The 19,831-nt window shown below is 39.1% G+C and carries 24 protein-coding genes; 8 read left to right on the forward strand and 16 right to left on the reverse strand.

The genetic code is table 11. The features are described 5' to 3' along the window. Positions 1 to 231: 231 nt before the first annotated feature. Positions 232 to 3,666 carry a GAF domain-containing protein gene (locus ACKTT2_RS26785; RefSeq protein WP_407892296.1) on the forward strand — a complete coding sequence of 1,145 codons (3,435 nt, stop codon included), beginning with the start codon at positions 232 to 234 and terminating at the stop codon, positions 3,664 to 3,666. Between the two features lie 116 nt (positions 3,667 to 3,782). On the opposite strand, the gene ACKTT2_RS26790 is transcribed toward ACKTT2_RS26785, so the two are convergent. Continuing rightward, positions 3,783 to 4,544, reverse strand: a complete 762-nt coding sequence (locus ACKTT2_RS26790) for a YebC/PmpR family DNA-binding transcriptional regulator (RefSeq protein WP_407892406.1) — start codon at positions 4,542 to 4,544, stop codon at positions 3,783 to 3,785. Between the two features lie 176 nt (positions 4,545 to 4,720). Between ACKTT2_RS26790 and ACKTT2_RS26795 the strand changes: the two genes are divergently transcribed. The 5 genes from ACKTT2_RS26795 to ACKTT2_RS26815 all read left to right on the forward strand — a co-directional run bounded on the left by ACKTT2_RS26795 (position 4,721) and on the right by ACKTT2_RS26815 (position 8,074). Continuing rightward, a complete protein-coding gene (locus tag ACKTT2_RS26795; protein WP_407892299.1) occupies positions 4,721 to 5,632 on the forward strand; it encodes an alpha/beta fold hydrolase in 912 nt (303 codons plus the stop codon). A 140-nt stretch (positions 5,633 to 5,772) separates the two neighbouring features. Continuing rightward, positions 5,773 to 6,801 carry a zinc-dependent alcohol dehydrogenase gene (locus ACKTT2_RS26800; RefSeq protein WP_407892408.1) on the forward strand — a complete coding sequence of 343 codons (1,029 nt, stop codon included), beginning with the start codon at positions 5,773 to 5,775 and terminating at the stop codon, positions 6,799 to 6,801. 101 nt (positions 6,802 to 6,902) lie between these two features. After that, on the forward strand, positions 6,903 to 7,100 hold the full coding sequence (locus tag ACKTT2_RS26805) for a hypothetical protein (protein WP_407892301.1): 198 nt from the start codon (positions 6,903 to 6,905) through the stop codon (positions 7,098 to 7,100). 6 nt (positions 7,101 to 7,106) lie between these two features. After that, positions 7,107 to 7,307 (forward strand): hypothetical protein, encoded by a 201-nt coding sequence (locus ACKTT2_RS26810; protein ID WP_407892303.1) that lies wholly within the window; start codon positions 7,107 to 7,109, stop codon positions 7,305 to 7,307. Positions 7,308 to 7,462: 155 nt separating this feature from the next. Next, entirely contained in the window at positions 7,463 to 8,074 is a 612-nt protein-coding gene (locus tag ACKTT2_RS26815) for a hypothetical protein (protein ID WP_407892305.1), read from the forward strand. Between the two features lie 120 nt (positions 8,075 to 8,194). On the opposite strand, the gene ACKTT2_RS26820 is transcribed toward ACKTT2_RS26815, so the two are convergent. After that, positions 8,195 to 8,542: a Dethiobiotin synthetase gene (locus ACKTT2_RS26820; protein WP_407892307.1), complete on the reverse strand. Its 348-nt coding sequence runs from the start codon at positions 8,540 to 8,542 to the stop codon at positions 8,195 to 8,197. Positions 8,543 to 8,791: 249 nt separating this feature from the next. Here ACKTT2_RS26820 and ACKTT2_RS26825 point away from each other — a divergent pair, with 249 nt between their 5' ends. Together ACKTT2_RS26825 and ACKTT2_RS26830 are read left to right on the forward strand one after the other, a co-directional pair. Next, a complete protein-coding gene (locus ACKTT2_RS26825) occupies positions 8,792 to 8,998 on the forward strand; it encodes a type II toxin-antitoxin system Phd/YefM family antitoxin (RefSeq protein ID WP_500691402.1) in 207 nt (68 codons plus the stop codon). A 49-nt stretch (positions 8,999 to 9,047) separates the two neighbouring features. Next, positions 9,048 to 9,299 carry a Txe/YoeB family addiction module toxin gene (locus tag ACKTT2_RS26830; protein WP_407892309.1) on the forward strand — a complete coding sequence of 84 codons (252 nt, stop codon included), beginning with the start codon at positions 9,048 to 9,050 and terminating at the stop codon, positions 9,297 to 9,299. Positions 9,300 to 9,705: 406 nt separating this feature from the next. On the opposite strand, the gene ACKTT2_RS26835 is transcribed toward ACKTT2_RS26830, so the two are convergent. The 14 genes from ACKTT2_RS26835 to ACKTT2_RS26900 form a co-directional block, all read right to left on the reverse strand. Continuing rightward, the gene (locus ACKTT2_RS26835) at positions 9,706 to 10,419 is read right to left on the reverse strand and encodes a hypothetical protein (RefSeq protein ID WP_407892311.1); all 714 of its coding nucleotides are present in this window, start codon (positions 10,417 to 10,419) and stop codon (positions 9,706 to 9,708) included. A gap of 192 nt (positions 10,420 to 10,611) precedes the next feature. Then, a complete protein-coding gene (locus ACKTT2_RS26840; protein WP_407892313.1) occupies positions 10,612 to 10,974 on the reverse strand; it encodes a hypothetical protein in 363 nt (120 codons plus the stop codon). 284 nt (positions 10,975 to 11,258) lie between these two features. Beyond that, complete coding sequence (locus ACKTT2_RS26845) at positions 11,259 to 12,182, reverse strand: ankyrin repeat domain-containing protein (RefSeq protein WP_407892315.1); 924 nt, start codon at positions 12,180 to 12,182, stop codon at positions 11,259 to 11,261. A 110-nt stretch (positions 12,183 to 12,292) separates the two neighbouring features. Next, positions 12,293 to 13,018: a hypothetical protein gene (locus ACKTT2_RS26850; RefSeq protein ID WP_407892317.1), complete on the reverse strand. Its 726-nt coding sequence runs from the start codon at positions 13,016 to 13,018 to the stop codon at positions 12,293 to 12,295. Continuing rightward, complete coding sequence (locus ACKTT2_RS26855; RefSeq protein ID WP_407892319.1) at positions 13,015 to 13,140, reverse strand: hypothetical protein; 126 nt, start codon at positions 13,138 to 13,140, stop codon at positions 13,015 to 13,017. The genes ACKTT2_RS26850 and ACKTT2_RS26855 overlap by 4 nt, the downstream gene beginning before the upstream one ends. 58 nt (positions 13,141 to 13,198) lie before the next feature. Beyond that, positions 13,199 to 13,507 carry an ankyrin repeat domain-containing protein gene (locus ACKTT2_RS26860; RefSeq protein ID WP_407892321.1) on the reverse strand — a complete coding sequence of 103 codons (309 nt, stop codon included), beginning with the start codon at positions 13,505 to 13,507 and terminating at the stop codon, positions 13,199 to 13,201. A gap of 636 nt (positions 13,508 to 14,143) precedes the next feature. Then, positions 14,144 to 14,839: an ankyrin repeat domain-containing protein gene (locus tag ACKTT2_RS26865; RefSeq protein ID WP_407892323.1), complete on the reverse strand. Its 696-nt coding sequence runs from the start codon at positions 14,837 to 14,839 to the stop codon at positions 14,144 to 14,146. 15 nt (positions 14,840 to 14,854) lie between these two features. Next, positions 14,855 to 16,120, reverse strand: a complete 1,266-nt coding sequence (locus ACKTT2_RS26870; protein ID WP_407892325.1) for an RHS repeat domain-containing protein — start codon at positions 16,118 to 16,120, stop codon at positions 14,855 to 14,857. 125 nt (positions 16,121 to 16,245) lie between these two features. Further along, complete coding sequence (locus tag ACKTT2_RS26875) at positions 16,246 to 16,710, reverse strand: ankyrin repeat domain-containing protein (RefSeq protein ID WP_407892327.1); 465 nt, start codon at positions 16,708 to 16,710, stop codon at positions 16,246 to 16,248. Between the two features lie 133 nt (positions 16,711 to 16,843). Continuing rightward, a complete protein-coding gene (locus tag ACKTT2_RS26880) occupies positions 16,844 to 17,182 on the reverse strand; it encodes an ankyrin repeat domain-containing protein (protein ID WP_407892410.1) in 339 nt (112 codons plus the stop codon). Beyond that, complete coding sequence (locus tag ACKTT2_RS26885; protein WP_407892329.1) at positions 17,161 to 17,319, reverse strand: hypothetical protein; 159 nt, start codon at positions 17,317 to 17,319, stop codon at positions 17,161 to 17,163. Before ACKTT2_RS26885 ends, ACKTT2_RS26880 begins: the two co-directional genes overlap by 22 nt. A gap of 110 nt (positions 17,320 to 17,429) precedes the next feature. Then, positions 17,430 to 17,810, reverse strand: a complete 381-nt coding sequence (locus ACKTT2_RS26890) for an ankyrin repeat domain-containing protein (RefSeq protein WP_407892331.1) — start codon at positions 17,808 to 17,810, stop codon at positions 17,430 to 17,432. A 348-nt stretch (positions 17,811 to 18,158) separates the two neighbouring features. Beyond that, positions 18,159 to 18,986, reverse strand: a complete 828-nt coding sequence (locus tag ACKTT2_RS26895) for an IS982 family transposase (RefSeq protein ID WP_407892333.1) — start codon at positions 18,984 to 18,986, stop codon at positions 18,159 to 18,161. A gap of 203 nt (positions 18,987 to 19,189) precedes the next feature. Beyond that, positions 19,190 to 19,819, reverse strand: a complete 630-nt coding sequence (locus ACKTT2_RS26900) for an ankyrin repeat domain-containing protein (RefSeq protein WP_407892335.1) — start codon at positions 19,817 to 19,819, stop codon at positions 19,190 to 19,192. Positions 19,820 to 19,831 lie beyond the last annotated feature (12 nt).

Consider the following 19,831-nt stretch of genomic DNA (forward strand, 5'->3'; position numbering starts at 1 on the left):
CCACGTCTTGTAACATTTTAACACTGTATATTCAATTCAATATTTCTTACACATAATTTTTCCAAAATGTCATTAGTCATTGGTCACTGGTTACTGGTCACTGGTCACTGGTCATTGGTCACTGGTCACTGAAAAAGTCCGTATTTTTACGACTGGTTTATATAGAGATTTATTACCAAAATAGAAATTATCTGTACCAAAATTTTTTAGAAATTAACAAAAGAAAATCTTATGGAAAATTTGCTCCTAGAACAGTTGAGTTTAACTCAAGAAGTCTTTTTACACCGCATTGCAAACCGGATTCGGCAATCTTTGGAACTACAAGAGATTTTGTCCACAACGGTTGCAGAAGTCCGTTCGTTTCTTGGTACAGATCGCGTCAAAATATACCAGTTTCAACCGGATGGGCATGGGTTAGTCATTGCCGAATCCATTCAAGAAGGGCGATTACCTCCTTTGCTAGGGCTAAACTTTCCGGCGGATGACATTCCGCTTTACGCCCGCGAACTATATGTTCGAGCACGCCAACGAACTATTGTGAATCTGACAACACACGAGATTGGTATCAGTCTTCTTGATTGCCCAGATACAGGAGAAACTTTGGAAAATCAAGATATTCGCTATCGTCCTGTCGATCCTTGTCATATAGAATATTTGACAGCAATGGGGGTGAAGTCTTCCGTTGTTGTACCAATTGTTTTGGAAAGTCAGGAAACCGGACAAGATTCATTACCTTCGTTACGGCAATCGTCTCTGTTGTGGGGGCTATTGGTTTCTCACCACTCAGAAGCACGGTCTGTTACAGAGCTAGAATTACAATTTATTCAGGCGGTGGTGGATCGGGTTACAATTGCAATTTCGCAATCAATTTTGCTCGATCGCGTTCGAGAGCAAGCTCGTCAAGAAGCTATTATGAACCGAGTTACCGAGCGATTGTATACTACACCTGTTGTCCAACTTCAATTTGCTCTTGAAGAAACAGTTGCTGTTTTTCACGGTTCTGGAGGAAGGCTTTATTTACTACCGGAGGTGGATCTCCTTTCAGAAATTTACACCTGTGGGGAGCAGCCAACCCAGCTAGATGAAAGTAGACATATTGAAGAGCATAGATTGTGGCAAAAATATCTTTACTCTACTGTTCCAAACGTTGAGAATTGTGAACAGCCTGGAACTAAGTTATGGTCGGTCAATTGGATGAGAGCTATTTATGCTTTGACTCCTCCAGCTAACGAAGTTAGTACAAGCTCGAATTTGTGGGCAATAGCTGATATATACAAAGAACCCTTATTCCGGTCGATGACCCCTTGCTTCCAAGCAACGCAAATTCGGGGTTTGTTAATTGTACCACTCCAGTATGGTTCCACTGTGGTTGGTTGCTTGACCATTTTCCGCGATGAGATAAATATTGAAACGGTTTGGGCGGGATGCGTTGATACTGATTCTCGGCAACTCATGCCACGTCAATCCTTTGCAGCATGGCGAGAACTGAAAACTGGACAAGCACAACAATGGGTGGAAACAGAATTAAAGCTAGCACAAGCATTGGGAGAAAGATTTTCAAATGCGGTGAAGCAGTACCGATTGTATCAACAAGTGCAAGCCTTGAATGCAAATCTAGAGCAACAAGTTCGCGATCGTACTGCGGAATTACAACAAACCAATACTAACCTGCAACGCTCGACTCTGGAACTAGAGCGTTCGGTTGAACGACAGCAAGCCCTTGCGCGGATCATTGCCAAAATGCGACAGTCGCTGAATGTTGAAACCATTTTTAAAACCACGACTGAGGAAGTTTGTCAATTGCTTAAGAGCGATCGCTTAGCAGTTTACCGCTTTAATTCTGATTGGGGGGGAGAGTTTGTAAGCGAGTATGAATTCACAAGTTCTCGATGGCAGAAAAATGTTAATTTTGGGGTAGGCACTGTATGGAATGACACGCACTTACAGGAAACTCAAGGCGGGCGTTATCGTAACAATGAGACTTTTGTAGTTAATGATATTTACAGCATGGGATTTGCACAGTGTCATATCGATTCACTGGAACAATTTCATGTTAAAGCGTTTATGATTGCTCCAATTTTTGTAGGTCAAGAGTTATGGGGCTTATTAGGAGCTTATCAACACAGTGATATTCGCCATTGGGAGGTTTTGGAAGTTGACTTTTTCACGCAGATTGCAACTCAGCTTGGGGTAGCATTACAACAAGCTCAGTATTTAGAGCAAGTGCGATCGCAAGCAACATTACTAGCACGTGTTGCAGAAAGACAGCAAACTTTGGCAGGCGTTATTACTAAAGTTAGAGAATCAATAGAATTAACAGTGATTTTTGAAAAAACGACTCAAGAATTACGTCGTGTTTTAAATGCCGATCGCGTTGTGATTTTTCAGTTTTATTCTGAATCTAGCTACGATGGTGGTGAAGTTGTTGCAGAAGACGTTGCTTCTCATTTTCCATCAACTTTAGCAGCAAAAGTATACGATCGTTGTATTGGCGAAAAATATACAGAGAAATTTTGTCAAGGATATGTTCATGCAGTGACTGACATTTATAACTCTGAGTTAGATGACTGTTACATATCAATGCTATCTCGCTTCCGTATAAGAGCCAATTTAGTCGTTCCCATGATTAAGCAAGAGAAACTTTGGGGTTTGTTGTGTATTCATCAATGCAATAAAACTCGTGAGTGGCAAGAATCAGAAATTGAATTTGTGAATCAAATTGCCTCTCAACTAGGAGTTGCAGTACAACATGCAGTCCTACTTCAACGCACACAGCAACAAGCCACACAACTTTCTCAAGCCCTAGATCATTTGAGACAAACTCAAGCCCATTTGATTCACAGCGAAAAAATGTCTAGTTTGGGACAACTCGTCGCTGGAGTTGCTCATGAAATTAATAATCCAGTTAATTTCATTTATGGTAATCTCACTCATATCCATGAGTACACCCAAAACTTGATTGAAATGCTCAATCTTTATCAACAGCAATATCCCGAACCCAATCTAGAAATTCAACAAAAAGCCGAGGTAGTAGATCTAGAGTTTATTGCTGAAGATTTACCCAAGCTATTTTCTTCTCTTAAACTTGGTGCTGAGCGAATTCGTGAGATTGTGTTGTGTTTGAGAAATTTCTCTCGTATAGATCATGCTCAAGTGAAAGCTGTTGATATTCATGAGGGATTAGATAGTACTTTATTGATTTTGCAGCATCGGTTTAAGCCGAATTCATTACATTCAGGTATTGAAATTAGAAAACAATATGGCAAATTACCTTTGGTAGAATGTTTTGCTGGACAACTCAATCAAGTATTTATGAATTTACTATCCAATGCTATTGATGCGTTAGAAGAATCCTGTCGTCAATCTGCTAAATTTAGTGCTAACGAATATCTACCAACCATTACTATTGGAACAAAGATGATAGGAGATGATTGGGTACAAATTTCTATTCAAGATAATGGAGTAGGTATAACAAAAGAAGTACAATCGAAATTATTCGCTCCTTTCTTCACAACAAAACCTGTAGGAAAAGGAACGGGTTTAGGTCTTTCTATCAGTCACCAAATTGTAGAAAAGCATGGAGGCAAATTACGTTGTATTTCTGAACTAAATGAAGGGGCTGAATTCTTGATTGATATTCCTGTAATGCAGGTGGTTAGTAGTTAGTAGTTAGTAGTTAGTGGTTGGTCGTTAACAACTATCAACTAACCATCATCAACTCTTCTGACATATCAAAATTACTAGAGCGTTGGGTTTCGTTCCTCAACCCAACCTACGATGTCTTAATATTTATTAATAACCAACATCAATTCTTCCGACATATCGAAATTGGTGGTAACATTTTGTACGTCATCTAAACTCTCTAAAGAATCGATTAACTTTAAAAGCGATCGCGCTTGTTCTGAATCTGTGACTTCTACGCTATTATCGGGAATCCACCGTAATTCAACATCGCTCACCTGAAAACCTTTTTCTTTAAGAGTTTGGCTGAGGCTTTCCAAATTTGACACTTCGGTAAATACCTCAGCTGTCTTATCCTCAGTCATTTCATAAGTATCAGCACCTCCTTCTAAAGATGCTTCTAGAAGCTGTTCTTCATCCATAACTCCTTGTACCGTACAAACGCCTTTTTGAGCAAACATCCAACTGACACAGCCTGTTTCGCCCAAGTTTCCACCGTTTTTGCTAAAGGCGGTACGCAAATCAGCAGCAGTTCGGTTGCGATTGTCAGTGAGTGCTTCGATGAGAACGGCAACTCCAAGAGGACCGTATCCTTCATAGCGAATTGATTCTAAACTAGAATTATCGCCTGCAAAAGTACCAGCCCCTTTAGCGATCGCCCTTTCAATGTTATCATTAGGAATTCCAGCGGCTTTTGCCTTTTCAATAGCAGTACGTAATTGAAAATTGCCAGCCGGGTCGGGTACTCCGCTTCTGGCGGCTACAATAATTGCGCGTGACAGTTGGGTAAAAGTTTTACCTTTTTTTGCGTCTACCACTGCCTTTTGTCGTTTAATATTTGCCCATTTACTATGTCCTGCCATATGTGGAAGCGATCGATACGAGCTTTTCAATCTGAGAATATAACCTAATTTTATCCTTTGCCTAGTTCTGTTTATGAAAAAGCTAGTGCCATTGCTTATCACCTGCGTCAAAATAAAGACAGAAATGTCCGCGATAAACGGCTACATCTCTTCCCTGTACTGACAACCCAATTCTCATGACCTCCTCTGCTTCCACCTCAGCATTGACATTAACAAAAACCTGTATCTGGCAAGGATTTCCCATTTGTTATCAAACTCAGGGAACCTCCGGACCAGCTGTTGTTTTAGTACATGGCTTTGGCGCGTCATGGTGGCACTGGCGAAAAAATATACCGAAGTTGGCAGAAAATTGCCGTGTGTTTGCGGTTGATTTAATTGGTTTTGGTAGTTCGGCAAAACCGAAACCAGGTGAAAAAATTTCCTATACTTTTGAAACTTGGGGTCAGCAAATCGCAGACTTTTGCCGCGAGGTTGTAGGCGAACCAGCATTTTTAGTTGGTAACTCTGTTGGTTGTATTGTAGTAATGCAAACAGCCGTGGATAATCCAGAAATTGTTTTGGGAGTCGCCTTGCTCAATTGTTCCTTGCGTTTGCTACACGATCGCAAACGCATAACTTTACCGTGGTATCGTCGCTTTGGCGCACCGTTACTTCAACAGGTACTCTCCATTAAAGCTATAGGAAACTTCTTTTTCAACCAAATTGCCAAACCAAAAACAGTACGGCAAATTCTCCTCAAAGCCTATGTTAATTCTGAGGTAGTCACAGAAGAACTCGTAGATATTCTGATGCAACCCGCACAAGACCCCGGTGCTGTCGCCGTGTTTCTTGCCTTCACCGCATATTCTACCGGACCCTTACCGGAAGACCTATTACCTCAACTCCCATGCCCCGCTATTATTTTATGGGGAGCAGCCGATCCTTGGGAGCCAATTGAATTAGGAAGAGAATTGGCAAATTACCCAAAAGTACAAAAGTTTATTCCTTTAGAGGGCGTTGGGCATTGTCCGCAAGATGAAGCTCCTGAAATTGTCAACCCAATTTTACAAGCTTGGATTTGGGAGTTAGAAGCAAAGTATAAACTTTAAAATATACGCAGTAGGGTGGGCATTGCCCACCATTCGCCGTTGGTGGGCAATGCCCACCCTACAAAAATCGGCAATTTTAGAGCGCAAAGGAAGTAACACCTGATACAATCGAGTGGAGTCAATTATTTAGATTGCAATCCGTGTTAGCAGCTTTACTTTACGGTAAAGAAGATTTACGCTTGGAAGAAGTCGCCGAGCCAACACCTGACAAAGGCGAAGTCATTCTTCAAGTAGAAGTATCAACAACTTGCGGTACAGATCTGAAAGTGTGGCGGCGCGGCGGTCACGCAAAAATGCTGAAACCACCTACTCTCTTTGGTCATGAAGCTACAGGACGGATTGTAGCTGTAGGAGAAGATGTTACAAATTGGCAAGTGGGCGATCGCGTAGTCGCAAATAATTCGGCTCCGTGTATGAAGTGTTTTTTTTGCGATCGTCAAGAATACTCTTTATGTCCCAACTTAACCTGGAATAATGGAACATTTGCCCAATATTTAAAAATTCCCGCTCCAATTGTGCAGTATAATATGTTGCCCATTCCTGATGACTTACCCTCTGAATTGGCAGCCATGACAGAACCTTTGGCTTGCGTATTGCACGGGGTTGCTCGTTCCAATATCAAATCGGATGCTCGTGTTGTTGTGTTAGGGGATGGGGCAATTGGGCTGATGTTCGTAGCAAAGTTAGCTCTCGATACACAAGTAGAAGTACTGCTTTTTGGAGGAAATGACCAACGACTGGCTATTGGGAAAAAGTTAGGTGCGGCAGAAACATTTAATTACCACCAATTACCGGATATTTCTGATTTTGTGAAAGATTTAACGGAAGGAATGGGTGCAGATGTTGCGATCGAGGCGACTGGAATACCTAGTGTTTGGGAAACAGCAATTGCCTGTACTCGCCCTGGTGGAACTGTTAATCTTTTCGGTGGTTGTCCGCGAGATACTAGTATTACTGTAAGTACAGAACAACTCCACTATAGCGAACTGACACTAAAAGGAGTTTTTCACAACACTCCTGTATTTGTAAGAGAAGCACTTTCACTCATTGCTAGCAGGAAAATTCCTTTTGAGTTATTGATTAGCGATCGCCGTCCCTTAGCCGATTTAGAACAAGTTTTCTGTGATATGAGGGAACGTAAAGTTATTAAAGTCGCAATAGTTCCTTAAACACATTTAATAAATACTAGTTATCGAAATTCTCCTAGCGCTAGCCCTGAGTATAATTTCTTCAATCATCGATGAACTAGATTTAAATTGGTAAAAAATAAATGCAACAAAAAACACTTGACGCTCTATTCCGGGTATATGCGAAACTTGAAGAAATAACCAACGAACTGTACAACCTAGCAGATGACGCCGTAGACGAAGGAAATTTCAATGACGCTAGCATACTCCAAGCTAGAGCCAATATACTTTATGAACAAATGGAGAATATAGACGTTGTAATTTCAGAATTAGGAGGTTAACCCAAAATGCTATCAACCATAGAGTATGAAGAACTGAAAGCTAAAATCAAACAATACAGTCATCAAGCGGCTGAATTAAGCAATCAAGCTGTAAAAATTTCTAAGGTGGATCGCAAACAAGGACTCGATTTAATGCGACAAGCCAGAGATGCCAGTACCCAATGTCAAGCATTAATAGAAGAATTGAAACGATTGCAAGCTAGTTAAAACTGGCAATATACATATTCTGCTAGTTTCTATTCCAAAATACAGAAGCCCTTCTAGGTGAGGGGCTTTACTGATTTTTATTTGGAAGTCCCTTAAAGCTTTTGACTGAAAAAGGGAAAACTATAATTACTTACCCTGTCAGTCACAAACAAAAAATGATACATAAATCTCTACCTAAGTTTTTAATATTACCTTTTTCCCTTATTGCCTGCTTTTCTTGGAGCGTTATCTTTGATTCATCAGCTTTTGCTTTACCAGGACAGTCCACAGAGGATGTTGCTGCTTGGATTAAAGCACATCCTACATTACGCCCATCCCCAGCAGAGCGATTCTTTGTCCAAAAGAGCGACACGGCTGCCCAAAGATTCTCTTTTCAAGCATCAGTGCTAGCAGCCGGTAAAGTCGGATTTACAAAAGACCGTAGTAAAATTCGTAACGAGCGGATTACAATGTTCGATGCTGTTAACGGCATGACATTCGATCGCCTTCAAGAATCTTTACGATCTATTTATGGGTTGGAAATTTATCAAGACTTCAAAAATGCTCGCGTTGTGTACGAGTATCCCAACCAGAGTACAGTGAATGCCTCCCGCTTTGCCAAAACTCCAATCAAGGAAGCTTTGCAAGGACAATTACGTGTAGGCGATCGCTATGCTTACTGGGTAGAAGTCGCGCAACCCAGGGATGGCAAAGCATTTACGGGTCAAATGACTGTTTTACTGAAATCCGATCTAGATAAATTAGAGACAGAGTTAAAAGTTCGTTAGTTGGTCTGGTCACTGGTCACTGGTCACTGGTGAGTCCAGCCCTGTAGGCGGGTCTCCCGCCGTAGGGGACTGGCGAACCCGGAGGGCGAACCCGGAGGGCGAACCCGGAGGGTCACTGGTTTAATGTAAACTTTGCCACTCGCCTGACAGAATACTTTCAGTAGCGATCGCAATTCTCACCAAATCTTCCTTCAGCAGTGGTGGCCATTCAACCCCTGCTTTACGTCCTGCTGCAAATAATTGTTGTGTTTTAACAGCTAACTGGAATAAGGCAGACACTATTTCCCTGTCCATCATAGTGGCATCCTTTAGACCTTCAAACACCACCTTCATGGCCAGCAAAATCGAGGTGATTTGACCGGGTACAGGAGGTTTCCCCTGTTTGAGACGAGTCAACAGAGCATCTGGGCTATCCTCATTTGTTATTGTTTGGTCAATCAGGAATTTGCGAGCAGTTTCGTAATTCATTAATCTTATTAGAAGGCATTGCGAGGTGTATGAAGAATGAAAGTATAAGAGCAAGGAAAAAGTGTAATTCATAGCTTACTACAACACTAGCCATACAAACATAAATTCAGAGTAAAAATACTTAAATGTTTTTACGTAATTATAGTTTCTGAGAGATTTAAACCGAACGTGAGAAATGCTGTGAAGCTAACTTTGCTCGCATAAGTTCGTAAATTAGCTAGAGTAAAGTTACTGTGAGTCAAAAAAAGTATGATGTCTGTGCTTCCCGTCAACGACGCTCAAAATAATTTACAAAAGCTAATCAACCAAGTTTCAGAGCAGGGTAAACCCGTTATTATTCAGGGTGAGCATGGTAATGCGATTCTGCTTGCCGAAAAAGACTGGTCTGCTATTCAGGAAACTCTTTACTTATTATCTGTCCCTGGAATGCGAGAGAATCTAGAAAAGAAGGGCTAGCAACTCCTCTCGAAGAATGTGATGGGGAGTTGGATTGGTGAGTTAGAAGTTGGTTTATACAAAACAAGCGCAAAAAGACGCCAAGAAATTAGCTTCTAGTAATTTGAAGGAGAAAGCGGAGGAATTACTCGCAGTCCTTAAAGAAAATCCTTTTCAAAATCCTCCGCCTTATGAAAAGCTGGTTGGTGACTTATCAGGTGCTTATTCTCGCAGGATAAATATACAGCATCGTTTGGTATATGAGGTAATCGAATCCGAGCAAGTAGTTAAGATAATTCGTATGTGGACTCATTACGAGTAAATTTTATACCAATCTTAAATGATGCGTAAATATTCAACAATTTGCATAACTTCCTTTTGCATTGGCTTGAAAGTCAAGCGAGCGCAGGATGAGGGTCCTTTGGCTGGTTGTTCCACACATTATCCTCGTTCTTCACAGAAAATTGCACACAAAAATCAACTACTTGTTTAAGTGAAGGCGTTTACAATACCGATGTAAAGTTAACTATTATGAAAGAAGTAGATGAATTGCAGCACATTTTGGTATCTACTCTTCAAAAACTAGAAAAGAAGAGGGAAGATGAAAGACCAAAGTTGTTTGAAAACTCCTTTCTTCTTCTTCTGTAACGTGCGTAACGGGTTGGCAACTTTATCCTTTAAGTTACACAATAACTCGCTTATGCTTCTAGACCTGACGAATTATGGGTCTAGTTACAATTACTTTCATGTTCAGGAAATGGCATAGAACCTATATGTGGATAGTTTAAAGCTAAAAGTCCATTCCCTTTTTTTAAAACTATACCTAAAGCTGATAAAACCAATGATTGAATGTTTTCTACAATATCTTCGTTAGCATTTCCTCGTACTCCAATCACTCGTGCTCCTTCAAGAAATTGCTCAAAGGCTACTTCCGCAAAAATTTTCTCAACAGTTGCTAAAGCATTGGCAACATCTTCTGGAAGCACAAGCATATTTCCCAAGTACCCAGGAAGTCTACTAGCCCTTTCCCAACCCAAACCACCCCAAAGAATTTCCGCTGCTCCCACACGATTAGTTATAACAAATTCTAATTTTGCTTTGTCCATTGGTTCAGAAATAATTGGAGCATCTCCCATAAAAAGATTTTCAAACATTTTTACAAAAGTATGTGGAAAGAAAAGATGGTATGTCTTATGTAAATCATTCCAATCAAACACGCCAAAGTTTTTGTTTTTATTCACAAAAGACCCAGGAATAAAATGATTGAGCGTAGCTTTATCTTGACAATGAAATTCATTAAATTCTTCTACCTGCTTTCGGAGAAATTCCTGTAATTTTTCAGAGACTTGAGACTGTTCTACAGCTTTGTCAAATGTTTTTTTTACATTAGGCACGTCTGAGGGTTTTACTCTAAACAAGCACCAAACCGGGTCTGCACTCATGATTCTGTTTACTTTTATGTTGTAATAATGTGTGGTGATATAGCAGAGCAACAATTTGGAAAAAGTTAGGCTTTCGCTGATACTACCTTAGTCAAAGGTACTCCTGCTACTTTCAAACGCAATGCTTTACAGTGTGGCAGATAGCCACGCTTCTTCTATACTATCTAAGTAATAGGAAGATTGTTTCCGCAGTTATCTAAATGGTATGTGCAGAACAGAAGGGTTGTTTCCCCATCTATCTCTGACAAGATTAGCAAGCCCCTCATTTGAGAATGCCCATTGAAGATTATATCGACATTCACTTGCTACTCTTAATTGTCTGGCTCTTTCTCCTTCAAATGTCGTAAGATTTGCCTCAGCTAAAAAGGGAACCGTAAGCATTATTTCATAACCGTACTTTGCTTCCCAAACATTTCTAGTTCCAGGTGTACGACCATCAAAAGTAGCTGCAACTCCATCTGGTGCAATTTTTATCAAAATCAGATTGCCAACTTCGTCATAGCCATACTCCGTCCAATCAGAGAGCGCATTTTTCACTCCAGTCAAACGACCCAAATCGTCATAGCGATATTCAGTGCGCTTTTGGTTTTGGTCGAGCGCCGCAATGCGCCGACCTAAGCTGTCGTATTCAGTGGTAGCGTAAGTCTTATCATTGCTTTATACAATGGAACACATTTAATAACTACTGTATAAGTTGCCGACGTTGGCGTTCGCGAAGCGCAAGCTGTACCCAGCTTATCGCCCCAACAGGTGGTTGGCGGTCAATTGCCGAGACCCCACACACCGCTTTGATGATTTTCATTCTCCTTCAGTCATTCTTAGTCCAATAAAGCTGGACTTTATTGTCTCAATACATCTGTGCCTAAAAGTAGATTTTCAATTTCAGTATGCCCAGATTCCTGCGCGTAAGTGAGTGCTGTATACCCTTCTTTATTCTTTAAATTGGAATTTGCACCAGCTTTCAATAGAATATTGACTATTTCTAGATGACAATTTTTTGCTGCATACATGAGAGCATTACACTCATTCTTATCAGAATAATTCACATCTATATCACTTTCTAGCAAGAGACCAACTATATCTTTATACCCTTCATTAGAAGCTAAAATTAGTGCAGCACCGATATCTTCAATATTTATTTCTGTTTTTAAAACCTTTTTAACTATATCTGTCTTTCCCTTTCTAGTCGCTACTAATAATCTTTTTCCTTGGTGAGATCTTCGATATTGAAGTTGTTCTTTAGCATACTTTTGTTCGTCTAAAGATAATAAGGGTAATAAATATTCAACTATTTTCCATCGGTTTTCTCTTAAAGCAATATTCAATGCTGTATGATTATCGTCATTAACTATATTGATATCCGCTCCGGCATCAATTAACAGACGAGCAATATCATCACAGCCAGCATCAATAGCTACCATCAAAGGAGTCCATCCAGATAAGTTTTGATAATTTAGGTTGGCTCCAGATTCAATCAGAAATTTTACAATTTTAATTTTCCTAGAACTGACAGCTATTTCTAAGGGCGAATAACCATTTACTGTATTATTCACATTTACACCAGCGTTCACAAAAATCTTAACAATTTCAAAATCTCCGAGAGTTAACGCTAATTGTAAAGGAGTTAATTTCTCATATCCAGTTTGTTCTAAATTAACACCTTTGATGATGGTATTTTGAATTTTTTCAATTTTGCTATTTTTAATTGCTGAGAAAAGGTTAATATCAAAGGCTTCCCAAAATCTTTCATTGTTTTCTAGCATCTCATTATTATTTTTCTCTAATTTTAACTAGTTAATTTTTGAAATCAATACAAAAAACAACTTTTTTTACGTGGAGCAAGCATTAATTCTCGCTCCACAGAATCACGAAATCAAAATATTGAAATAAGCAGCATTACAACTCCTTTACGAATTGCTTTACTTTGCAATTCATTTTTCTTACTTTGTGGACCATCTTTACCTACAATGAACATTGTAATTGGAGCATGGCTTCGTTTGCGGTTCTTGGCATAGTTTGCAATGGCATCAAATTGTTTTTTCTTATTGGTTTCTGTATAAAGTCTGTGCATCTCATCTAAACTTATTTTGATATCCCCAATCAACCAACTCTTAGAACCCCCATTTTCTGTTGGAAGACCATTTTTGAAGAGAAAATCAGCTTTATTCGCATTAAACCTGCGACCAAATGGATCGTACCTAAGTCTAGCGCCTTTGTAGTTCTCCAAAAGTTCATTACTATCTGGTGTGCCTGGTAACGCACCGCAAGAAAATCCATTTCCGACAGGAGTCCCATCACGTAAAATAGGAACTTCAATCCATAGGCTATTAAGCCATTGTGTTTGGCTAGCACCTATGATGTCGCAAACGCCTTTCATGATTAAATTTTCTAACCAACGTCCTTTTCCAGCTTGAATGGCGTTAGTCAGGTCAGGGACACCAGGTAAAGCTGATTTAAGGTAACCCATAATGACATTACCCACTATTTCACCTGCCTTATCTTTAGCATAGTCAAGACCTGTGCGAAGAGTTGCACGCTGAATATTTTGTAGTATGTTTTGAATTGTTTGACTGGCGTTAATATCTACCAGTGTAATCATCCCCGTCGGATCGCTATTGGAGCGTAGGTGTAGCTAATACTGCTATCGTTGGCATAATCTATCCCATAGAGACGGTTGTTGCTGTCGTAGCGATATGTCGTAATCCCCGTCCTGTCGGTCATTGTCTTGACCGCACCCTCAGTGGTATAAGTGTAGCTAACTTTATCTTTTACAACACCATTATTCTTGGTTGTTTGGGTTTTCCCTGTCGCGTAAATCAAAAAGCAAGTGAAGCAATAAAACTTTACAACGTGTCCCGTTTTGCCGCGATCTCGGCAGGCATCCAGTTGACAACATACTTTGTACAATTGACAATTCACCTTTCTCGACTGCATATTCAAGAGGCGTATAACCAAAATTTAACAGGCATTGATTATTATTTACACCTTTCAAAAAAATTTTTTTGACGGTTTCTAAATTGCCAGAATCAATAGCATCAAAGAGTAGTGTTTCAATTTCTTCTAACTCATCATTTTGATTAGACATCATTGGCATTATTTCTTGCTAAACCTTACTACAGCAAACAAAGAAAAGCTTGATTTTCCTAAAAAACGCTTGGCGAAAGGACAATAGCGCGGAGCGCTCTTATAGCGCTCGCTAACTACTTTATCGAGTATGAACGTTGAAAAAAACGTTTGGTCAAAAGGACAATAGCGTAGAGCGACGCCATTTTATTTTGACCTGTCTACCATCATCTTGTCAAAAATATTATCTACTTTCTTAAGCTAAACAATATTTTAAGAGTCAATAAAAATTGCTCAACATCTGGAGGAACAGTAATTGCTCTTCAAATTTTTAGTGCTTACATAACCTATTTTATGGTTCAAATATTTTATGTTTAATTATTTATCTTCATGGGTTAGATTCATTCTATACTCTAGTTCTTTACCATCCTGATTTTTTGCTTTTCTCTTACCCATAATCTCTTTGTACTTCAAATTGAAGTGCGGAAGGTGGGTTCTTATATTTTGGTGTGGTTGTGAGGTGGGCAGTCGCATCCGTGAAAACACTAAGGTAGCTACTCTATAAGTGTAGAATGCATCTGTGGAAAGGCTACTGTACTAATCTGGGGTGGGCTTTTGGGTTTGTCTATCCTGAAAACTAGATACACAGAGATTTTTGATGCTATTTTTGCGTTTTCTTTCTTAAAATTCCTTGTGGTAATTCTCTTCGTGCGAAATCTCGTTCATCAGTGTCTGTAACTAAAGTCAATAAGTATTCATAAACATCTTGATGACCATATTTAGCTGCAAGCCCAAGCGCACCTAAAAAGGGAGACTCGTCACTAACAAAATTTACATTTGCCCCAGCTTCTACCAATAACTTAACCATCTGTAAATTTCCTTTGCTTGCTGCTGCTAGTAAAGGTGTTCCTTCAACACTAACAAAATTTATGTCTGCCCCATATCCGAGCAGGATTTGAACAATCTCATTACTCCCCCCTTGTACTGCGTGAATTAACAGTGGGTTTAATATGTATTCATCAAGCTGAGTTTTTAAAGGTTGTATTAACATTTGTGCTATTTCTATGTCGCCTAGAAGTGCAGCAATGTCTAATGCTCGGCATATATACGTTTGTCTCCAGTTATGCACATCAACTTCTGCTTGAAGTAAAACTTGGACAATGTTTTTATTCTTCATTACCACTGCTTGTTCAAGAGGAGTCAGAAAATCCTCCCAATATTCATCCCATTCTTCGTTAGCCCAATGATTGACATTAACACCTTGGGTCATTAGTTCTTGTACTAGTTGTAAATTGCCAGACTTTACTGCTTCAGAAAGTTTTCTTTCTTCTAAATTTAATGACTTTTCAGTATTCATAATATACATCTATTACTACTTGAATGGAGAACTAGAACCTTGTGAGATAGTTGCAATTAATAATCCAACACCAAGATTTCCAAAACGTCCTTCCCTTGGCTGAAGTGCTTTTTCAATTATTTTATGTCTATAAAAATCAAATTTTTTACCTTCCCCGAATAATGTAATGAATCCAGCAACATTAAAACCATTTTTGGCGGCGTAGTTCAGATTGGCGTTCCATTGATTCGGTTTTTTAGCAGCGTATTTTGTGCTTCCAACATAGTCGTTGTATAGTGTTTTGATTGAAAGTTTAATATCTCCAATAACCCAACTGGGTCTAGGACCGCCAAATACTAGTGTTCTACCGTTGTCTCTAGATTCTCGTGGTTTACTACCTGGAGGTGTGACAATAAAATCTGGTCTGGCTGTATCTTTCTGTGCGCCAAGTCCAGAAAAGAATCCAATTAACTCATCACGCTCTCGTGTGGGCAAAGAGTACACTCCACATGTGAATCCAGGAGAATAAGGTTGTCCGTTTTGTCTTACTCCAACTTCTAGAAATAACTGACTAGTATCAAATGGAAGCATTTCACATATCGTGTCACGAAACATATCCTCAAACCATCTTCCAGCTTGTAGAGCATCTTTAAAGACCATAGGAAAACTATCACCATAAGGTATAAACGCTTTTAGCGCCTCAAGAGCTACATTACCTATAGCGTCACTAGCTTTTTGTCTAAGACGGTCACGAGCTTGATTCATACCATATGTTCTCAAAGCGTTCATGCTTTTCTCTAAATATTGACTTGCAGAAATTTCAGTAATTGTAATCATCCCGGTCGGATCGCTATAAATATACGGGTTGTTATACACAAACTGATAGGGATTAAAACTCTCCGGCACCATCTCAATAATATCAACCCTGTCACGACTTAAGAACAATCCCGTTGCTGGGTCGTAATCCCTTGCTCTCAAGTGATACAACCCACTTTCGGACTCCAACCACTGCCCTTGGAACCTAAAGTCACCACCTGCAGCACTGTTATTACCACCAACCAGGGACAAGATGTTACCAAAGGCGTCATAGAGGAACTTCCCTTTACTAGCTCCACTACCATCAGTTAACCCAATGACAGTCCCTATTGTATCAGTCAAATAGTACACATGTGTGCCATCAGCTCCGATTCGCATCAACGGACTTGAACCACCTGCGTAGATGTAGTTAGAAATCAAATTCCCATTACTATCGGTAATTAAATCAGTTGATTCTAAACCTCCACCCATCGCAGGTGCTACCAAAAATCTTCTTTCAGTACTACCGGATACTGCCTTAACTCTGTTACTAGCACCATCGTAAATATACTGTGCTTTCTTCCCAGTAGTTTATAAAAGCCGGTTGTCATTACATCTGAATACATCTGTGTCTAAAAAAGTAGATTTTCAATTTCAGTATGCCCAGATTTCTGCGCGTAAGTGAGTGCTGTATACCCTTCTTTATTCTTTAAATTGGAATTTGCACCAGCTTTCAATAGAATATTGACTATTTCTAGATGACCATTTTTTGCTGCATACATAAGAGCATTACACTCATTCTTATCAGAATAATTCACATCTATATCACTTTCTAACAAGAGACCAATTATATCTTTATACCCTTCATGAGAAGCTAAAATTAGTGCAGCACCTATATCTTCAAGATTTATTTCGGTTTTTAAAACTTTTTTAAGTATATCTGTCTTTCCCTTTCTAGTCGCTGCTAATAATCTTTTCCCTTGGCGCAATCTTTGATATTGAATTTGTTCTTGAGCATACTTTTGTTCGTCTAAAGATAATAAGGGTAATAAATATTCAACTATTTTCCATCGGTTTTCTCTTAAAGCAATATTCAATGCTGTATGATTATCGTCATTAACTAAGTACTTATGAATAAATATTTATATATTTTGTAAAGCAGCTAAAATCGCTGTAATCCAGCACTGTTACCTGTTCCCCGTTCCCTGTTTTCTCTCCCAATTAGATAATTTATTTTGCACGACTACTTATATTGATATCCGCTCCAGCATCAATTAACAGACGAGCAATATCATCATAGCCAGCATCAATACCTACCATCAAAGGAGTCCATTCAGATAAGTTTTGAGAATTTAGGTTGACTCCAGATTCAATCAGAAATTTTACGATTTTAATTTTTCCAGAACTGACAGCTATTTCTAAGGGCGAATAACCATTTACTGAATTATTCACATTTACACCAGCGTTCACAAAAATCTTAACAATTTCAAAATTTCCGAGAGTTAATGCTAATTGTAAAGGAGTTAATTTCTCATGTCCAGTTTGTTCTAAATTAACACCTTTGATGATGGTATTTTGATTTTTTTAAATTTCGCTATTTTAAATTGCTGAGAATAGGTTGATATCAAATCTAGAGCGCCAGAATCAATAGTATCAAAGAGTAGTTTTTCAATTTCTTCTGACTCATCATTTTGATTAGGCATCATTGGCATTATTTCCACCGACAGTTTTGGTCATAATCGTAATTCTCTGTCTTACCAGTTTCCCTTACCGTATCAAGTTGATAGCCTACTGTGTAATTGAAAGTGCGATCGGGTTAATATGTAGCACCTGCTTTTAGTAAAATCTGTATAATCAATGGAGTATCTGGATCTTTTTCTACAATAAACAAAGCCGTATGACCGGATTTATTTCTTGCATTGACATTAGCTCCACTTCTCATCAATGCTTGGATTGCCCTAAAGTCTCGTCCAGTTACTGCCATCATTAATGGAGTGGAATCTTTGCTTTCATCCAGGATATCCAAATCTGCACCTAACTCAGCTAGTAACTCAATCATAGTAATAGAACGCCAGCAAACAGCTAAATGAATTGCAGTTTTACCTGTATCACAAAAAGCATTGATATCCACCCCCGCTTCTATTAACCTGCGAACAGCCTCAACATCTTCCTCTTCTCCAAGACTTCCCTCGCCCACCGCTTTAAAAAAATCATTTAGAAGCTTATTCTCTCTTCTTTGTTTGCGAATTATTCCTTGTGTAAGTTCTTTTTGGGCATATTCTCGCTCTTCTTGGTCAGAAATTAGGGGAAATAAGTAGTTGAATACTTCCTGATGACCATATTCTGCCGCTATAGCAAGGCTACCAGTGGCAAGACCACAAATTGCTTTACTAACCCAAGTTGCGGGTTATCAACTGATGAATGCAAGTAACTCCTCAATTGATATAAATGCGCATAAAAAAGTAGTGGTGACGCTACGCACCACTGCGCCCTAAACTGAATTGAGTCTTCAGTAAATTAAGTTGTTTTAAGTTCTATAAATTACTCATTTTAGAAAAGCTTGTTGAAGAGTAAAAGAAAAAATAAATGCCTCTAGCTTAAGTAAAAATCCCTCATAGGTGACTGCATGAATGGATTTCGGGAAAGCACAAGTAATGCTGCTGAAAACGGTTTCTATGTAGTGTCTAGTACTTTGCTTGATATACTGCTCCCAAGGTGGGTCTTGACGCTTAGAGTTCTTTTTTCTCATGGCTTTTAGGGATATTCGAGCTGACTTCTCTAAGTCATCTTCTGCCGTATAATCAGTATATGCAGCATCAGTATATACTTCACTGTTCGCGGGCAAATTTAACGGGAGTGCATTTAACGCTCGCACATCATTTGCACTCCCAGGTAAAAACACAAACTCAACCGGAATACCACTTTTGGTGGTTAGTAACTGGACTCTTACGCCATAAAAGTAGCGTTTCTTCGATGCAATATAACCTCTGTATTCCTTAGATTTGATTAACTTGACATGAAAAATCCGAATGTTATCACACATCGGAACAGGAAATGAGTCTAAAAGATATTCAGTACAATTACTACTTTCTTTTAGTATCATTCCTATTTGATGAAATAAATCGTTGAGCAACATGGAGAGCCTGTGTAAGCGCAGATTAAAGCGTGATTTTTCTAACATTCTTGGTATCAAATTATGGTCTTTCATATAAGCACAAGCTTTGCTGTGATTACCATGAAAAAAAATGGCTGCAATCAATGCCGTTGTGATAATTTCAGCATCACTCATTTCACATCTCGGATCGTTCTTATGCCCAATCGCCATCAATAGGTCATCAGTGATAGCATAGATCGCTATAATTTCATTAAGCATATTCCCCTCCTAATTTTCTATCTGGAGGGGATTTTATTGCTTAAATGGCTCGTTGCGATCGCCTATCTGGATAACTAGCAACTTGGGTTAAGTGTAAGTAGTTGAGATTTGACCCTTGGTTGTTTCCGTCAACAATCGGTCATTATTGTCATAGGTATAGGTCGTGATGCCCTCAACTGAATCTACCTGAGTCTTGCGGTTACCTATATTGTCGTAGGTGTACTCAAGGGTGCTAAGTAGTTGAAAACATTCTGCTGTTTGTTTTCAGCAGCCTTCATTAAAGCCGTATTTCCATTTTCATCAACCGCATTTACGTTTGCACCAGCCTCAATCAAAATTTTTACAAACTCAATGCTCCCAGATAACGATGCAATCATTAAAGGAGTTATACCAGTTTCGTCTGCTGAATTCACATTAGCACCCGCGTTTATCAATGTGATAGCAACATCAAGATGACCTTGACTTACCGCCCGATCCAGTGGACTTTGACAACCTCCAGCATCAACTTTAGCTCCATTTTGCAGTAATAGTTGTAGGACTTCTAGGTTACCTAGTTCAGCTGCCAATCCTAATGGTGTAGCAGGTTCAAGGTCTAATTGATGCAAATCAGCTCCAGCTTTAAGAAGAACTTGAATAATTGCCAAATCACCCAGAAGGATAGCTTTAGTTAGTGGAGTTAATCCCTCGTGCCAGTCTAATTGATTGACATCAACTCCATTTTCAATGAGTTTTTGTATTTTTAATAAGTCATGAGCAACAATTGCTTCATAAAGTTTTTTGTCTTTATAATTTGATTCATCATTTCCACTTAGATTTAATGAAGTTAGAGACATTTTTCTTTACCA

This window comes from Scytonema hankhaensis NUACC26 (assembly GCF_045865695.1).
Lineage (GTDB): Bacteria > Cyanobacteriota > Cyanobacteriia > Cyanobacteriales > Nostocaceae > Scytonema.

What these genes read in the sequence shown, in the direction of transcription:
- ACKTT2_RS26805 (WP_407892301.1), top strand. Translation starts at nt 6,903, where the DNA reads ATGCAACAAAAAACACTTGACGCTCTATTCCGGGTATATGCGAAACTT.
- ACKTT2_RS26835 (WP_407892311.1), bottom strand. Translation starts at nt 10,419, where the DNA reads ATGAGTGCAGACCCGGTTTGGTGCTTGTTTAGAGTAAAACCCTCAGAC.
- ACKTT2_RS26845 (WP_407892315.1), bottom strand. Translation starts at nt 12,182, where the DNA reads ATGCTAGAAAACAATGAAAGATTTTGGGAAGCCTTTGATATTAACCTT.
- ACKTT2_RS26895 (WP_407892333.1), bottom strand. Translation starts at nt 18,986, where the DNA reads ATGCTTAATGAAATTATAGCGATCTATGCTATCACTGATGACCTATTG.
- ACKTT2_RS26820 (WP_407892307.1), bottom strand. Translation starts at nt 8,542, where the DNA reads ATGAATTACGAAACTGCTCGCAAATTCCTGATTGACCAAACAATAACA.
- ACKTT2_RS26795 (WP_407892299.1), top strand. Translation starts at nt 4,721, where the DNA reads ATGACCTCCTCTGCTTCCACCTCAGCATTGACATTAACAAAAACCTGT.
- ACKTT2_RS26825 (WP_500691402.1), top strand. Translation starts at nt 8,792, where the DNA reads ATGATGTCTGTGCTTCCCGTCAACGACGCTCAAAATAATTTACAAAAG.
- ACKTT2_RS26860 (WP_407892321.1), bottom strand. Translation starts at nt 13,507, where the DNA reads ATGATGTCTAATCAAAATGATGAGTTAGAAGAAATTGAAACACTACTC.
- ACKTT2_RS26810 (WP_407892303.1), top strand. Translation starts at nt 7,107, where the DNA reads ATGCTATCAACCATAGAGTATGAAGAACTGAAAGCTAAAATCAAACAA.
- ACKTT2_RS26790 (WP_407892406.1), bottom strand. Translation starts at nt 4,544, where the DNA reads ATGGCAGGACATAGTAAATGGGCAAATATTAAACGACAAAAGGCAGTG.
- ACKTT2_RS26885 (WP_407892329.1), bottom strand. Translation starts at nt 17,319, where the DNA reads ATGATGCCTAATCAAAATGATGAGTCAGAAGAAATTGAAAAACTACTC.
- ACKTT2_RS26815 (WP_407892305.1), top strand. Translation starts at nt 7,463, where the DNA reads ATGATACATAAATCTCTACCTAAGTTTTTAATATTACCTTTTTCCCTT.
- ACKTT2_RS26900 (WP_407892335.1), bottom strand. Translation starts at nt 19,819, where the DNA reads ATGTCTCTAACTTCATTAAATCTAAGTGGAAATGATGAATCAAATTAT.
- ACKTT2_RS26855 (WP_407892319.1), bottom strand. Translation starts at nt 13,140, where the DNA reads ATGACCGACAGGACGGGGATTACGACATATCGCTACGACAGCAACAAC.
- ACKTT2_RS26785 (WP_407892296.1), top strand. Translation starts at nt 232, where the DNA reads ATGGAAAATTTGCTCCTAGAACAGTTGAGTTTAACTCAAGAAGTCTTT.
- ACKTT2_RS26850 (WP_407892317.1), bottom strand. Translation starts at nt 13,018, where the DNA reads ATGATTACACTGGTAGATATTAACGCCAGTCAAACAATTCAAAACATA.
- ACKTT2_RS26865 (WP_407892323.1), bottom strand. Translation starts at nt 14,839, where the DNA reads ATGAATACTGAAAAGTCATTAAATTTAGAAGAAAGAAAACTTTCTGAA.